The following is a 13,447-nucleotide window of genomic DNA, read 5'->3' as shown; positions in this document are numbered from 1 at the left end:
TTGTGAATTAGTAGTCGCGCGCTTCCAGCTTTTTCAGCTCTTCCTGCGCTTCTGCCAGTTTCCGTTCGCGTTTGGCAATCTTATCCGCATCGCCTTTTTGTTTCGCTTCGGCTAAATCTTGCTTGCGTTCCGCCACCTCATCTTTCTGCTTAGCGATTTTCTTCTGATGATCGGCGCGCAGCTGGCTATCTGAACAGTTGGCCCGGACTTCACTCAGGGCTTTATTCAGACCGTCAATACGATTCTGGTTTTGGTGTTTTTCGGCATAGCTGATCTCCTTAAGGATATTTTGCTCCTTTTCCTGACACAGGGTAGTGGCATAACTACCGGCACTAAGAGCAAAAAGAGAAACAGCTAAAGCGATGCCGTATTTCATTCTTGAACCTTCCATTGTGATTCGGACCTATTACAAAGGAACGATTGTCCAGACAACGAAGCGGTGGTGTTAACCACCGCCTCATTAATCATAGACAGTAACGGTGAAATCACCAAAGTGAGTGATATGTTTCGGATAACAGGAAGTTATCCGAAGCGATGAGAATTATCCCGCAGCCGGGTCAGCCACTGCATGGCCTGACTGTTATCGTCCTGCTGCGCAATGATGTAGCCATGGGGCAATGTTCTGTCGAGGACCGCTTTTGCGGCGGCACTCTGATCGCTGGAGTCAAATGTAATTAACAGAGTGTCGTTCTTGGGGGTAATGCTTTTGAAAGGAATGCCGTGAGCGTCAAGGTGATGCCAGATGGAAAAACCGTCTGGCATCGTCATTCCTTGATGAACGGCACGGATCGCCAGCGTCGAATCTTGCTGACGAACCGCAGACCAGGCCAGCAGCAGCGTGCCGACCAGCAATAAAGCAGCGCCGGACCAGACTAGCTGGCGAAGCGACATGCGAGGTATTTGCATCCCTTACCCCCGATTTCCATATTTCTTTTTCCATAACACGACCAGAGAACCTGCCAGGCCAAATACCAGCAGTACCACCGGGAGCAGCATCAGGCATGACATTAGCTGATCCTCGTACTTCAAAAATACCGGCGTTTTGCCGAGCATGTAACCCAGAGTTGTCAGGATCAACACCCACAGCAGACCGCTCATCCAGTTGAAGAACTGAAAGCGAGCGTTATTCAGCCCTGATAACCCGGCAATGGTCGGCAGCAGTGTTCTGACAAATGCAATAAAGCGACCAATTAATAGCGCCGATAAACCGTGTTTGTGAAAAAGATGGTGTGCGCGTTGGTGATAGTGCGCGGGTAAATGGGAAAGCCAGTTTTGCACAGTGCGGGTATTGCCCAGCCATCGCCCCTGTATGTAACTGACCCAGCAGCCAAGGCTGGCGGCAACGGTCAGTAACAGAATCGTTTGTGGATAACCCATCGCGCCTTTAGCAATCAATACGCCGACCAACACCAGTAAGCTGTCGCCCGGTAAAAAGGCCGCCGGAAGCAAGCCGTTTTCAAGGAACAAAATTACAAACAAGACAAAATACAACATGCCAATCATCGATGGATTGGCCAGCGTTTCAAAATCCTGCGCCCACAGGGCCTGCAGTAATTGGGTCAAAAGTTCCATTCATTATTCCTGGTGAATCGGTTAACGCCACGCCGGTTTTAAATGATGTACTCCCGCCAGATTATTGCTGTTTTTGTATGGATTGCGGGTCGAGACACCAACACGGCCTGAACTATTCCCTGTTAAAACGTGAGATAAGAAAACATTTAATAGCATAAATTCAAATTGAATCTAATTGTAACAAAGGTCAACGTTGTTCGTTATCAAAATTACATGTCCGTGGAGTCTGATTTTGCTGATTGCAGGGGAGGGTGGCGAGAGGATTTACACAGGCTGACACTTTATACTTTTTGCTTACTGACAAAGCGTACAGGCGCGCGTCAGCGCCTGTCGGATGGGCGTTTTATTTGCTGCCGCTGGCGGCCGTATCCAGATGCACAACCGGGTTTTCTGCGAACAGGTAACGGTCGGCGTTGAACTCGAAATCGTCGCTGGTTTCGTTAAATAACATTATCTTGGTGTTTTCCAGATGCTGCCACATTGCCAGTTTGGCTGCATGAGGATCTTTGCGAATCAACGCCTTAAGGATTTGATCGTGGTCATCACACCAGTTATCGACGGTACGGGAATCAATGTGTTCGTGGAGCTTTTTCCAGTACGGGTTATGGCTACGCTGGGTCCACATTTTCTCAACGATGGCCGCCAGCGCGGAGTTTTGAGTCGCTAATGCTACCTGAATGTGGAACTGCAAATCCCACTCGGAATCGCGGAAGCATTGTTCGCCGCGAGCCTGCTCCTGGATGGCCATCAATTTCATGATGTCCTGCTTGGTCACCTGGGTTGCGGCAAACTCGGCAATATTGCTTTCGATAAGCTGGCGAGCTTGCAGCAGTTCAAATGGGCCGTAATTGGCAAATTCCATATTATCGTCAGCCGCTTGCTGATGGCGAGGCTGGTTTGAAATCACATGAATGCCGGAGCCTTTGCGCACTTCGACATAACCTTCAACCTCCAGCATGATGATGGCTTCACGAACCACGGTGCGGCTGACGTTTTTTTCATCGGCAATAAAACGTTCGGCGGGCAGTTTATCTCCCACCAGATAGACGCCTTGCTCGATGCGCTCTTTCAGGTCAGCGGCGAGCTGTTGATACAAACGGCGTGGTTCAGTGATTTCCATATGCGCTCCAGGCATGATACGGCAGACTATATTTGTTATACCACTTTTGCGAGTTTAGCTCTACTCGCAGTGATGAAAAAGCCGCCTGAGAAGGCGGCTTTGAAGGGAAACTAAAACTTACACGAAGCGTTAATGTTGTGGAGCGGGATCGTTATGCGCTTCTTCCACAACCTCAATCGCCGGTTTGTTCTGCAATACCGTCCAGATAACCAGCGCACCCAGCAGGTCGAACACTGCCAGCACTGCGAACAGCGGGCTGAAGCCGATGGTGTCAGCCAGAGCACCAACAACCAGCGCAAACAGCGTACTAGCCAGCCATGCGGACATCCCGGTCAGACCGTTTGCCGTTGCCACTTCGTTACGACCGAACACGTCAGAAGAGAGCGTAATCAGTGCGCCAGACAGTGCCTGGTGAGCAAAACCACCGATACACAGCAGCATAATCGCGACATATGGGTTGGTGAACAGACCGATCATACCTGGGCCAATCATCAGCACCGCACCCAGCGTTACTACCATCTTACGGGAGACGATCAGGTTCACGCCAAACCAACGCTGGAACAGCGGCGGCAGGTAACCACCGAGGATACAACCGAGGTCAGCAAACAGCATCGGCATCCAGGCGAACATCGCGATCTCTTTCAGGTTAAAGCCGTAAACTTTAAACATGAACAGCGGGATCCACGCGTTGAAAGTACCCCACGCCGGTTCAGCCAGGAAACGCGGCAGCGCGATACCCCAGAACTGACGGTTACGCAGGATCTGACCAACGGACATTTTCTTCGCCGTGCCAACCTGGTGCTGGGCTTCCTGACCGTTAATAATGTATTCGCGTTCTTCATCAGTCAGATGTTTCTGGTCGCGTGGGTGCTTATAGAAAATCAGCCATGCCATCGCCCAGATAAAGCTCAGTGCACCGGAGATGATAAATGCCATCTGCCAGCTGTGCATCACGATTGCCCATACCACCAGCGGCGGTGCAATCATCGCACCAATTGAAGAACCAACGTTAAAGTAACCTACTGCGATGGAACGTTCTTTCGCCGGGAACCATTCGGAACTGGCTTTCAGACCCGCCGGGATCATTGCTGCTTCAGCAGCACCTACCGCACCACGAGCAATCGCCAGGCCGCCCCAGCTACCTGCCAGCGCGGTAGCGCCACAGAACACAGCCCACAACACGGCAAACATCGCGTAACCGATTTTTGTACCCAGAACATCCAGTACATAACCCGCTACCGGTTGCATGACCGTATAAGCAGCAGAATAAGCTGCGATGATGTAGGAATACTGTTGGGTGGAGATGTTTAACTCTTCCATCAGAGTTGGCGCAGCTGCCGCCACAGTGTTACGCGTCAGGTAACCGAGCACGGTGCCGAGCGTCACCAGTGCGATCATATACCAACGTAACCCTTTAATTTTACGCATGTAAAACCTCATCGTTTTGTTATATCCGCAGTAATCGCGGCCATCATCCCGCCAGAGGCTGAAGATGTTACTTACGACCGGGTAACCGAAAAAAAACCGGCACGCCCCGAACGTTGCCATGAAAGTTTCGTGTTAATTCGGCTTCCGTACCGGTCAACCCGATTTATCCAATGAATGAATCGGCAATTTGCATTCCGTCGACTTATGATTTGCGACAGCAAAAAGATAACTTGTCATACAACTTTAAAAGGTGAGAGCCATCACAAATGTGCGAATATTTGTAGGGACATTACAGGATGATAGCGAGGCCAGTAACGGCGCGGCTTGCAGCGATATTTACCACTTTGAGAGTAATTTTTTTAACTACGTTTATTGATCTAACTCACGAAAATATCTTCTGGCTCTGGAAATTGGTGTGATAACTTTGTCAGCATCGCACCATAAGCAAGCTAGCTCACTCGTTAAGAGGAAGACGATAATGACTCCGTTTATGACTGAAGATTTCCTGTTAGATACTGAATTTGCCCGCCGCCTGTATCACGGCTACGCAAAAGACCAGCCGATTTTCGACTACCACTGCCATTTGCCGCCGCAGCAGATCGCAGAAGACTATCGCTTTAAGAATTTGTATGACATCTGGCTAAAAGGCGATCACTACAAATGGCGTGCAATGCGCACCAATGGTGTAGCTGAACGCCTGTGTACCGGTGATGCCTCTGACCGTGAAAAGTTTGACGCATGGGCGGCGACTGTTCCGCACACTATCGGCAACCCGTTATACCACTGGACGCACCTCGAACTGCGTCGTCCATTCGGTATCACTGGCAAACTGCTGTCTCCGTCTACTGCGGATGAAATCTGGAACGAATGTAACGAACTGCTGGCGCAGGATAACTTCTCCGCGCGCGGCATCATGCAGCAGATGAACGTGAAAATGGTCGGCACTACCGATGATCCGATCGATTCTCTGGAGCATCATGCAGAGATTGCCAAAGACGGCTCTTTCACCATTAAGGTGCTGCCGAGCTGGCGTCCGGACAAAGCCTTCAACATCGAACAGGCGACCTTTAACGACTATATGGCGAAGCTGGGTGAAGTCTCCGATACCGACATTCGCCGCTTTGCAGACCTGCAAACTGCTCTGACCAAACGTCTGGATCACTTTGCTGCTCACGGTTGTAAAGTGTCTGACCACGCGCTGGATGTGGTGATGTTTGCTGAAGCGAACGAAGCGGAACTGGACAGCATTCTGGCGCGCCGTCTGGCTGGCGAAACCCTGAGCGAGCACGAAGTGGCACAGTTCAAAACTGCGGTGCTGGTGTTCCTCGGCGCAGAATACGCACGTCGCGGCTGGGTACAGCAGTACCACATTGGCGCACTGCGTAATAACAACCTGCGTCAGTTCAAACTGCTGGGGCCAGATGTAGGCTTTGACTCCATCAACGACCGTCCGATGGCGGAAGAGCTGTCTAAGCTGCTGAGCAAACAAAACGAAGAAAACCTGCTGCCGAAAACCATTCTCTACTGCCTGAACCCGCGCGATAACGAAGTGCTGGGCACCATGATCGGTAACTTCCAGGGCGAAGGTATGCCGGGCAAAATGCAGTTCGGTTCTGGCTGGTGGTTTAATGATCAGAAAGACGGTATGGAACGTCAGATGACCCAACTGGCGCAGCTTGGTCTGCTGAGCCGCTTTGTTGGTATGCTGACTGACAGCCGTAGCTTCCTGTCATACACCCGTCACGAATACTTCCGCCGCATTCTGTGCCAGATGATCGGTCGTTGGGTGGAAGCGGGCGAAGCACCGGCGGACATCAACCTGCTGGGTGAGATGGTGAAAAACATTTGCTTTAACAATGCGCGTGACTACTTCGCCATTGAACTGAACTAAGGTCTGGGGTTGATATGCAATACATCAAGATCCATTCACTGGATAACGTCGCGGTTGCTTTAGCTGATTTGGCTGAAGGCACAGAAGTCAGTGTCGATAACCAAACCGTTACGCTGCGCCAGGATGTCGCTCGAGGACATAAATTTGCGTTAACGGATATCGCAAAAGGGGCCAACGTTATTAAATACGGCCTGCCGATTGGTTATGCACTGGCGGATATTGCGGCAGGTGAACACGTTCACGCCCACAATACGCGCACGAATCTGAGCGATCTGGATCAGTATCGCTATCAACCTGATTTTCATGATCTGCCAGCACAAGCGGCAGATCGTGAAGTGCAGATCTATCGTCGCGCGAATGGTGATGTCGGGGTGCGTAACGAGCTGTGGATCCTACCAACCGTGGGCTGTGTTAACGGCATCGCGCGGCAGATCCAGAATCGTTTCCTGAAAGAGACCAACAATGCCGAAGGTACTGACGGCGTGTTCCTCTTCAGCCACACCTACGGATGTTCGCAACTGGGTGACGATCACATCAATACCCGTACTATGCTACAAAACATGGTGCGTCACCCGAACGCAGGTGCGGTGCTGGTAATTGGTCTGGGATGTGAAAACAATCAGGTCGATGTCTTCCGTGAAACGCTGGGCGATATCGATCCTGAACGTGTCCATTTCATGATCTGCCAACAGCAGGACGATGAAATCGAGGCCGGGATCGAACATCTGCATCAGTTGTATAACGTGATGCGCAACGATAAACGCGAGCCAGGCAAACTCAGCGAACTGAAGTTTGGTCTGGAGTGCGGCGGTTCTGACGGTCTTTCTGGTATTACCGCTAACCCAATGTTGGGGCGTTTCTCTGACTACGTGATTGCTAACGGCGGTACGACCGTACTGACCGAAGTTCCAGAGATGTTCGGCGCAGAGCAGTTGCTGATGAGTCATTGCCGTGACGAAGCAACGTTTGAAAAACTGGTCACCATGGTCAACGATTTCAAACAGTACTTTATTGCTCATGACCAGCCGATTTACGAAAACCCATCACCGGGGAACAAAGCGGGCGGCATTACTACGCTGGAAGACAAATCACTTGGTTGTACTCAGAAAGCGGGTTCCAGCGAAGTGGTTGACGTGCTGCGTTACGGCGAGCGTTTGAAAACGCCGGGACTGAACCTGTTAAGCGCGCCGGGTAACGATGCCGTAGCGACCAGCGCCCTGGCGGGTGCAGGCTGTCACATGGTGCTGTTCAGTACCGGTCGCGGTACACCATATGGTGGTTTTGTGCCGACAGTGAAAATTGCCACCAACAGTGAACTGGCGGCGAAGAAAAAACACTGGATCGACTTTGACGCGGGTCAGCTGATCCACGGTAAAGCGATGCCGCAGTTGCTGGAAGAATTTATCGATACCATCGTTGAGTTTGCCAACGGTAAGCAAACCTGCAACGAGCGTAACGACTTCCGCGAACTGGCGATCTTCAAAAGCGGCGTAACGCTATAAAGTCGAAATGAGTTGTTAATAAAAAACGGCGTTTCATAATGTGAAGCGCCGTTTGCTTTTCCATACCTGCTAAGGATTTATCATGACCGCGTATTGGCTGGCCCAGGGCGTGGGTGTCATCGCCTTTCTGATTGGTATCACAACATTTTTTAACCGTGACGAACGTCGCTTCAAAAAGCAGCTTTCGGTCTATAGCGCCGTTATTGGCGTGCATTTTTTCCTCCTGGGCACCTATCCCGCCGGTGCCAGTGCCATCCTTAATGCCATTCGTACACTGATTACCTTACGCACGCGCAGCTTATGGGTAATGGCGATCTTTATTGTGCTGACTGGCGGAATTGGCCTGGCGAAGTTCCACCATCCTGTTGAACTATTGCCGGTTATTGGCACGATTGTCAGTACCTGGGCGCTGTTTCGCTGTAAAGGTCTGACCATGCGCTGCGTAATGTGGTTTTCAACGTGTTGCTGGGTGATTCACAACTTTTGGGCGGGGTCGATTGGCGGCACGATGATTGAAGGCAGTTTTCTACTGATGAATGGCCTGAATATCATTCGTTTCTGGCGGATGCAGAAAAGGGGAATTGATCCGTTTAAAGTAGAGAAAACCCCTTCCGCCGTTGACGAAAGGGGTTAAACATTAATTACGCAGGGCGCTATTTGCCAGACGATCGTCTTCTGCCTGGCAAGCTGCCGCAGTGAACAGCACGTCAGTTGAAGAGTTCAGTGCGGTTTCGCAGGAGTCCTGCAATACGCCGATAATAAAGCCGACGGCAACCACCTGCATGGCGATATCGTTCGAAATACCGAACATATTACAGGCCAGTGGGATCAGCAGCAGAGAACCCCCCGCCACGCCGGAGGCGCCACAGGCGCACAGAGAAGCAACCACGCTCAGCAGCAGCGCCGTAGGCAGATCGACCGGAATACCCAGCGTATTAACCGCAGCCAGCGTCAACACCGTAATGGTGATTGCTGCGCCCGCCATATTGATGGTGGCTCCCAGCGGAATAGAAACGGAATAGGTATCTCGATCCAGATTCAGCTTTTCACACAGCGCCATATTCACCGGAATGTTCGCCGCAGAGCTGCGGGTGAAGAAGGCGTACACACCGCTTTCGCGCAGGCACAGCAGTACCAGCGGGAACGGGTTACGACGAATTTTCCACCACACCAGCAGTGGGTTAACCACCAGCGCCACCAGCAACATACAGCCAACCAGCACGACCAGCAGTTGCGCGTAGCCCCACAGTGTGGAGAAACCGGTGGTTGCCAGCGTAGAAGAAACCAGACCAAAAATACCAATTGGCGCGAAGCGAATCACCAGTTTCACCATAAAGGTGACGGCATTCGACATATCATTGACCAGGTTTTTGGTGGTTTCGTTACCGTGACGCAACGCGAAACCGAGGCCAATAGCCCACACCAGAATCCCGATGTAATTACCTTTCAACAGGGCGTCGATGGGGTTGGAAACCATGCTCATTACCAGTCCGCGCATCACTTCCACAATACCTGACGGCGGGGAAATATCGCCTGCGCTACTGGACAAATGCAGGGTCGATGGGAAGGCAAAGCTGAAAACGACTGCGGCCAGTGCGGCGGAGAAAGTACCCAGCAGATAGAGGAACAGAATAGGGCGGATATTGGTTTTTTGCCCGTGTTGGTGGTTAGCGATGGAAGCCATCACCAGCATCAGCACCAGGATTGGTGCTACGGCTTTCAGGGCGCCAACAAATAAAGTGCCTAACAGACCAACAGCTTCAGCCGCCGGTTTTGAGATCCATGCCAGGAGAATCCCCAGAATAAGGCCGACCAGGATTTGTTTTACCAGGCTGCCATGAGCCAGACGCCGGAATAGCCCCGGTGAACGTTGCGTAGTCATTTTTCGATCCTTTCATTGTGTTGTCGCACATCCCTGGTGCGTTCTGTCGACGCATCTTTCAGGATGTAACAAAGTGTTTGCAAGGTCGAGTATAAGGAAAGTTACAGCTTCGGGAAGCGAAAAATGCTGGATTTTAAAGAGAGGTCATGTTTTGCAACTTAATGGTTACATTTGTTTGACATAAAAATAAAGCCCAACGTGCGGCTTCCAGACTGATAACAACGTCAAAAAAGTACTCGGTCAGTCCCCTCGCCCCTTTTGGGGAGAGGGTTAGGGTGAGGGGAACAGGCCAGCATCGGTGCGAAAAATTACTCTCTCCCTGGAAGGGAGAGGGAGAAAACGGTACTCATGTTGATGACAGGGTACATGGCTTAGGCAGATTAAAAATCATTCTACCCGCTGCTTATCATGCCGATAATTCACCCAGGCGTTGATAATAAACGTCATCACCAGAATGCCAAACACCACGCCCAGCGAGACGGCGATCGGAATATGGTAGAAGTCGACAATCAGCATCTTGATACCGATAAACACCAGAATCACCGCCAGGCCATACTTGAGCATCGAGAAACGCTCCGCTACGCCCGCCAGCAGGAAATACATCGCGCGCAGGCCGAGGATCGCAAACAGGTTTGAGGTCAGCACAATGAACGGATCGGTGGTAACAGCGAAGATAGCCGGAATGCTATCCACGGCGAAGATCACGTCGCTTAACTCCACCAGAATCAACACCAGCATCAGTGGCGTGGCGTACAACAAACCATTCTTACGCACAAAGAAATGCTCGTTGTCGATGGTGTCGGTCATGCGCAAATGACCGCGCAGCCAGCGCACCAGCGGCTTGTCACCGATTCCTGATTCATCTTCATGAGCCAGCGCCATCTTCACGCCAGTAAACAGCAGGAATGCACCGAAGATATACAGGATCCAGTCGAACTGCGAAATCAGCCAGCTACCGGTGAAGATCATGATGGTACGCAGAACAATCGCCCCAAGCACGCCATACACCAGTACGCGACGTTGTAATGCTGCCGGAACAGAGAAATAGCTGAACAACATTAACCAGACGAAGACGTTATCGACCGCCAGCGATTTCTCAATCAGATAACCTGTGAGGAAGGCCAGCGCCTGCGGGTCAGCGACTTCGCGTCCCTGTGTCTGCGCCAGATACCACCAGAAAGCGGCGTTAAACAGTAACGACAGCGTCACCCAGACCAGCGACCATGCCGCAGCCTGTTTCATGGTCATGGCATGTGCGCCACGACGCCCCTGTAATAACAGGTCGATAGCCAGCATAATAGCGACAACAACAGCGAATCCGCCCCATAGCAACGGCGTGCCGACAGTATTCATAGAAGTTCCTTACACATAAAAAAACGGCCAACGTCGGAAGACGTCAGCCGCTGCTTTTTATGCATAGACCTCGCCTTCCGGCAAGGTCTCACTTACAACAAAAAAGGAATACGTCTGCGTATTCCTTTCGGGTTGCCCGGTGACCGGATGTGGTTTTTCACACATCGTAATGACGATCGACCGGCAATGAAGTTACTCCCCTTTGCAGGTAACAAAGTATGACAGACCATTCAGCCAGTCAATGGTCTGTTACATACCTTTTACACTGTTTTACTTTGGCAATTATAGTTTTACGCTATCTGCCGGAAAAATCACCCCAGTCTGGCAGCGGATCTCGGTCAGCAGTTTGGCGGTGATGCGACTGACCGCCAGCCCTGGATGATCCACCAGATGCTCATCCACCAGGGTAGCGAACAGCTCTGCTTCGTAGAGCATGGTATTAATATGCTGCGGCTGGGTGAGATCCTGCATCTGGCTGCCACGCGGCACAAAACACACTTTCTGGCATTCGGAGAGTTTTTCAATCACCAACGATCCCGCTTCGCCCTGAATCTCGCTTGCCAGGACAGAATCGCTCACTTTTGAGTGCTGCAAGGTGACGCTGAAATCACCGTAATCCATCACCACCACGCCGTGGGCATCTACACCACTTGCCAGTAAACTGGCGGTTGCCTGCACGCTTTTCGGTTCACCGAATAATGCCACCGCCGACGCCAGGCAGTAAAAGCCGATATCCATAATTGAACCGTTAGAGAATGCCGGATTAAAGGTGTTGGGATTCTCACCATCCAGATAACGCTGATACCGCGAGGAATACTGGCAATAGTTGAAAAAGACTTTACGCAGTTTGCCGACTTTCGGCAGCGCCTGGCGTAACAAATGAAAGTTCGGCAGGCTGGCGGTTTTAAATGCCTCAAACAGCACCACCTGATTTTCCCGCGCACAGGCAATGGCAGCATCCACTTCCGTCACATTCGATGCCAGCGGCTTCTCGCAAATCACATGAATTTTGTGGCTAAGAAAAAGTTGCGTCTGGGCAAAATGCAGAGCGTTCGGGCTGGCAATATACACCGCGTCAATGGCATCGCTTTCCGCCATCGCTTCCAGCGACGTAAACAGATGCTCGACAGAAAAATCATTGGCGAAGTGCTGAGCCTGTTCAAGGCTGCGGGAATAGACTGCGGTTAACTTGTATTTGCCGCTCTCATGGGCGGCCTCGACGAACTGGCGAGTGATCCAGTTCGTGCCAATCACGGCGAAACGTATCATAACGCGTGGATACTCCATAAAGGGGTTATGGCGTCAATGTAGCACGCCTTTTTCATCTTCGACGTGCGCAGATACGCATTATTCTTTCGCCGGACAGCCATGCTCACTAAACGGCCCAATCATGACCGATGGCCCGAGATATTTCGGCTGGCGATGGAGGATTTTCGCGTCTATCACCGCGCTGACTCTGGCGAGTTTTTCCCGCAGCTGAGTATAAAAGCCATGCTTCATATTCAGGTCTGGCGCGTTAAACCCGATAGCGTCGATGCCGTACTGTTTTGCCAGCCAGATGGCGCGTTGGTTATGAAATTCTTGCGAAATAATGGTGATATGGTTTTCCCCAAACACCTTTTTGGCGCGTACCACCGAATCAAGTGTCGAGAATCCGGCATAGTCGCAGAAGATGGCTTTTGCCGGAACGCCCTTAGCGATTAAAGCCTGTTGCATTCCGGACGCTTCATCGTAATTTTTACGTCCGTTATCGCCACTGACTAACAGCCATTTCACTTTTCCGGCATGGTACAACTCTGCGGCGGTATCAATGCGTCGGGTAAAGTAGCGATTACCCGGCCTCGCTCCCAGTAATAAACCCACGTTACGCGCCGGAACGGCGTTGATATCGCTCCAGGTCAGCTGCTTGCTGGCGGTGACCATTGCGCGATCGGCGATAAAAATGGTCGCTCCTGCCACAAGCAACAATAAACAGGCAATTTTAAGAGTCCGGCGAGAAAAACAAACGCGGCGAAGAAGGCGAGCAAATGCGCGCAGCATGGTCGTTATCCTTAACGAAAAGAGGGGCGTCGATTTTAGGCGTTAATGATTGAAAATATAACGCCTGACATCATTTTCAGATTTTGTCTTGCCCAAGCGACAACTGCGTTAGCCACAGCCGGGTGTCGAACTCAAGCTGGTGGTACTGTGGCTCCATATGGCAGCACAACTGGTAGAACGCTTTGTTATGCTCTTTCTCCTTCAGGTGCGCCAGCTCGTGCACCACGATCATGCGCAAAAACGGTTCCGGCGCATTGCGAAACACGGTAGCGACGCGGATCTCCGCTTTTGCTTTCAGTTTGCCGCCCTGCACACGCGAAACAGCGGTATGTAACCCGAGCGCGTTTTTCAGCACGTGGATCTTGTTGTCATACATCACTTTATTGATCGGCGGGGCGTTACGCAGAAACTGATTTTTCAGATCCTGGGTATATTGCCAGAGTGCTTTATCGGTGGCGTAGTCGTGCGTTCCCGGATAGCGTTTTGCCAGCACATCGCCCAGACGTTGTTCATTAATCAGCGTGCGCACCTGGGAAAGTAGCTGCTCGGGATAACCCTGAAGATAAGTAAGATTGCTCATAACCGCCCACGAAAAAGAGAAAAAGGGTATACTCACGCACCCTTTTCAGGGGCAACGTCGAAATTTTATCATTCAGGAG

Annotated in this window: 14 protein-coding genes; 3 read left to right on the top strand and 11 right to left on the bottom strand. The window is 51.3% G+C overall.

Annotation, left to right across the window (positions count from 1 at the left end; genetic code table 11):
• Positions 1-7: 7 nt before the first annotated feature.
• The 6 genes from yqjC to exuT form a co-directional block, all read right to left on the bottom strand.
• The gene (gene yqjC / locus WC5_RS17770; protein ID WP_010350688.1) at positions 8-376 is read right to left on the bottom strand and encodes a DUF1090 family protein YqjC; all 369 of its coding nucleotides are present in this window, start codon (positions 374-376) and stop codon (positions 8-10) included.
• 146 nt (positions 377-522) lie between these two features.
• Complete coding sequence (gene mzrA, locus WC5_RS17775) at positions 523-906, bottom strand: EnvZ/OmpR regulon moderator MzrA (protein WP_001166775.1); 384 nt, start codon at positions 904-906, stop codon at positions 523-525.
• Between the two features lie 3 nt (positions 907-909).
• Entirely contained in the window at positions 910-1,572 is a 663-nt protein-coding gene (gene yqjA / locus WC5_RS17780; RefSeq protein ID WP_000422149.1) for a DedA family general envelope maintenance protein YqjA, read from the bottom strand.
• A gap of 21 nt (positions 1,573-1,593) precedes the next feature.
• Positions 1,594-1,728, bottom strand: coding sequence for a hypothetical protein (locus WC5_RS26105; protein WP_423779528.1), 135 nt, complete (start codon positions 1,726-1,728; stop codon positions 1,594-1,596).
• A 187-nt stretch (positions 1,729-1,915) separates the two neighbouring features.
• On the bottom strand, positions 1,916-2,692 hold the full coding sequence (gene exuR / locus WC5_RS17785; protein WP_000406484.1) for a transcriptional regulator ExuR: 777 nt from the start codon (positions 2,690-2,692) through the stop codon (positions 1,916-1,918).
• Positions 2,693-2,821: 129 nt separating this feature from the next.
• The gene (gene exuT / locus WC5_RS17790) at positions 2,822-4,120 is read right to left on the bottom strand and encodes a hexuronate transporter ExuT (protein ID WP_016159739.1); all 1,299 of its coding nucleotides are present in this window, start codon (positions 4,118-4,120) and stop codon (positions 2,822-2,824) included.
• Between the two features lie 478 nt (positions 4,121-4,598).
• Here exuT and uxaC point away from each other — a divergent pair, with 478 nt between their 5' ends.
• The 3 genes from uxaC to WC5_RS17805 all read left to right on the top strand — a co-directional run bounded on the left by uxaC (position 4,599) and on the right by WC5_RS17805 (position 8,147).
• Positions 4,599-6,011, top strand: a complete 1,413-nt coding sequence (gene uxaC, locus WC5_RS17795) for a glucuronate isomerase (RefSeq protein WP_000187462.1) — start codon at positions 4,599-4,601, stop codon at positions 6,009-6,011.
• Positions 6,012-6,025: 14 nt separating this feature from the next.
• Positions 6,026-7,513: an altronate dehydratase gene (gene uxaA / locus WC5_RS17800; RefSeq protein ID WP_001199401.1), complete on the top strand. Its 1,488-nt coding sequence runs from the start codon at positions 6,026-6,028 to the stop codon at positions 7,511-7,513.
• Between the two features lie 82 nt (positions 7,514-7,595).
• Positions 7,596-8,147, top strand: a complete 552-nt coding sequence (locus tag WC5_RS17805; RefSeq protein ID WP_000128138.1) for a YgjV family protein — start codon at positions 7,596-7,598, stop codon at positions 8,145-8,147.
• A gap of 3 nt (positions 8,148-8,150) precedes the next feature.
• Here WC5_RS17805 and sstT read toward each other — a convergent pair whose 3' ends face one another.
• The 5 genes from sstT to WC5_RS17830 all read right to left on the bottom strand — a co-directional run bounded on the left by sstT (position 8,151) and on the right by WC5_RS17830 (position 13,368).
• A complete protein-coding gene (sstT, locus tag WC5_RS17810; protein WP_000211637.1) occupies positions 8,151-9,395 on the bottom strand; it encodes a serine/threonine transporter SstT in 1,245 nt (414 codons plus the stop codon).
• Positions 9,396-9,782: 387 nt separating this feature from the next.
• Positions 9,783-10,748, bottom strand: a complete 966-nt coding sequence (gene alx / locus WC5_RS17815; RefSeq protein ID WP_001098791.1) for a TerC family membrane protein Alx — start codon at positions 10,746-10,748, stop codon at positions 9,783-9,785.
• 282 nt (positions 10,749-11,030) lie between these two features.
• The gene (locus tag WC5_RS17820) at positions 11,031-12,017 is read right to left on the bottom strand and encodes a Gfo/Idh/MocA family protein (RefSeq protein ID WP_016231473.1); all 987 of its coding nucleotides are present in this window, start codon (positions 12,015-12,017) and stop codon (positions 11,031-11,033) included.
• 78 nt (positions 12,018-12,095) lie between these two features.
• Positions 12,096-12,788: a SanA/YdcF family protein gene (locus tag WC5_RS17825; RefSeq protein ID WP_016231472.1), complete on the bottom strand. Its 693-nt coding sequence runs from the start codon at positions 12,786-12,788 to the stop codon at positions 12,096-12,098.
• Between the two features lie 76 nt (positions 12,789-12,864).
• On the bottom strand, positions 12,865-13,368 hold the full coding sequence (locus WC5_RS17830; RefSeq protein ID WP_001295542.1) for a M48 metallopeptidase family protein: 504 nt from the start codon (positions 13,366-13,368) through the stop codon (positions 12,865-12,867).
• Between the last annotated feature and the right edge of the window lie 79 nt (positions 13,369-13,447).

The organism is Escherichia sp. KTE114, assembly GCF_000407765.1.
Taxonomy (GTDB): Bacteria; Pseudomonadota; Gammaproteobacteria; order Enterobacterales; family Enterobacteriaceae; genus Escherichia; species Escherichia ruysiae.
This window is presented reverse-complemented; position numbering and strand designations above follow the sequence as displayed.

What these genes read in the sequence shown, in the direction of transcription:
- yqjC (WP_010350688.1), bottom strand. Translation starts at nt 376, where the DNA reads ATGAAATACGGCATCGCTTTAGCTGTTTCTCTTTTTGCTCTTAGTGCC.
- mzrA (WP_001166775.1), bottom strand. Translation starts at nt 906, where the DNA reads ATGCAAATACCTCGCATGTCGCTTCGCCAGCTAGTCTGGTCCGGCGCT.
- yqjA (WP_000422149.1), bottom strand. Translation starts at nt 1,572, where the DNA reads ATGGAACTTTTGACCCAATTACTGCAGGCCCTGTGGGCGCAGGATTTT.
- WC5_RS26105 (WP_423779528.1), bottom strand. Translation starts at nt 1,728, where the DNA reads ATGCTATTAAATGTTTTCTTATCTCACGTTTTAACAGGGAATAGTTCA.
- exuR (WP_000406484.1), bottom strand. Translation starts at nt 2,692, where the DNA reads ATGGAAATCACTGAACCACGCCGTTTGTATCAACAGCTCGCCGCTGAC.
- exuT (WP_016159739.1), bottom strand. Translation starts at nt 4,120, where the DNA reads ATGCGTAAAATTAAAGGGTTACGTTGGTATATGATCGCACTGGTGACG.
- uxaC (WP_000187462.1), top strand. Translation starts at nt 4,599, where the DNA reads ATGACTCCGTTTATGACTGAAGATTTCCTGTTAGATACTGAATTTGCC.
- uxaA (WP_001199401.1), top strand. Translation starts at nt 6,026, where the DNA reads ATGCAATACATCAAGATCCATTCACTGGATAACGTCGCGGTTGCTTTA.
- WC5_RS17805 (WP_000128138.1), top strand. Translation starts at nt 7,596, where the DNA reads ATGACCGCGTATTGGCTGGCCCAGGGCGTGGGTGTCATCGCCTTTCTG.
- sstT (WP_000211637.1), bottom strand. Translation starts at nt 9,395, where the DNA reads ATGACTACGCAACGTTCACCGGGGCTATTCCGGCGTCTGGCTCATGGC.
- alx (WP_001098791.1), bottom strand. Translation starts at nt 10,748, where the DNA reads ATGAATACTGTCGGCACGCCGTTGCTATGGGGCGGATTCGCTGTTGTT.
- WC5_RS17820 (WP_016231473.1), bottom strand. Translation starts at nt 12,017, where the DNA reads ATGATACGTTTCGCCGTGATTGGCACGAACTGGATCACTCGCCAGTTC.
- WC5_RS17825 (WP_016231472.1), bottom strand. Translation starts at nt 12,788, where the DNA reads ATGCTGCGCGCATTTGCTCGCCTTCTTCGCCGCGTTTGTTTTTCTCGC.
- WC5_RS17830 (WP_001295542.1), bottom strand. Translation starts at nt 13,368, where the DNA reads ATGAGCAATCTTACTTATCTTCAGGGTTATCCCGAGCAGCTACTTTCC.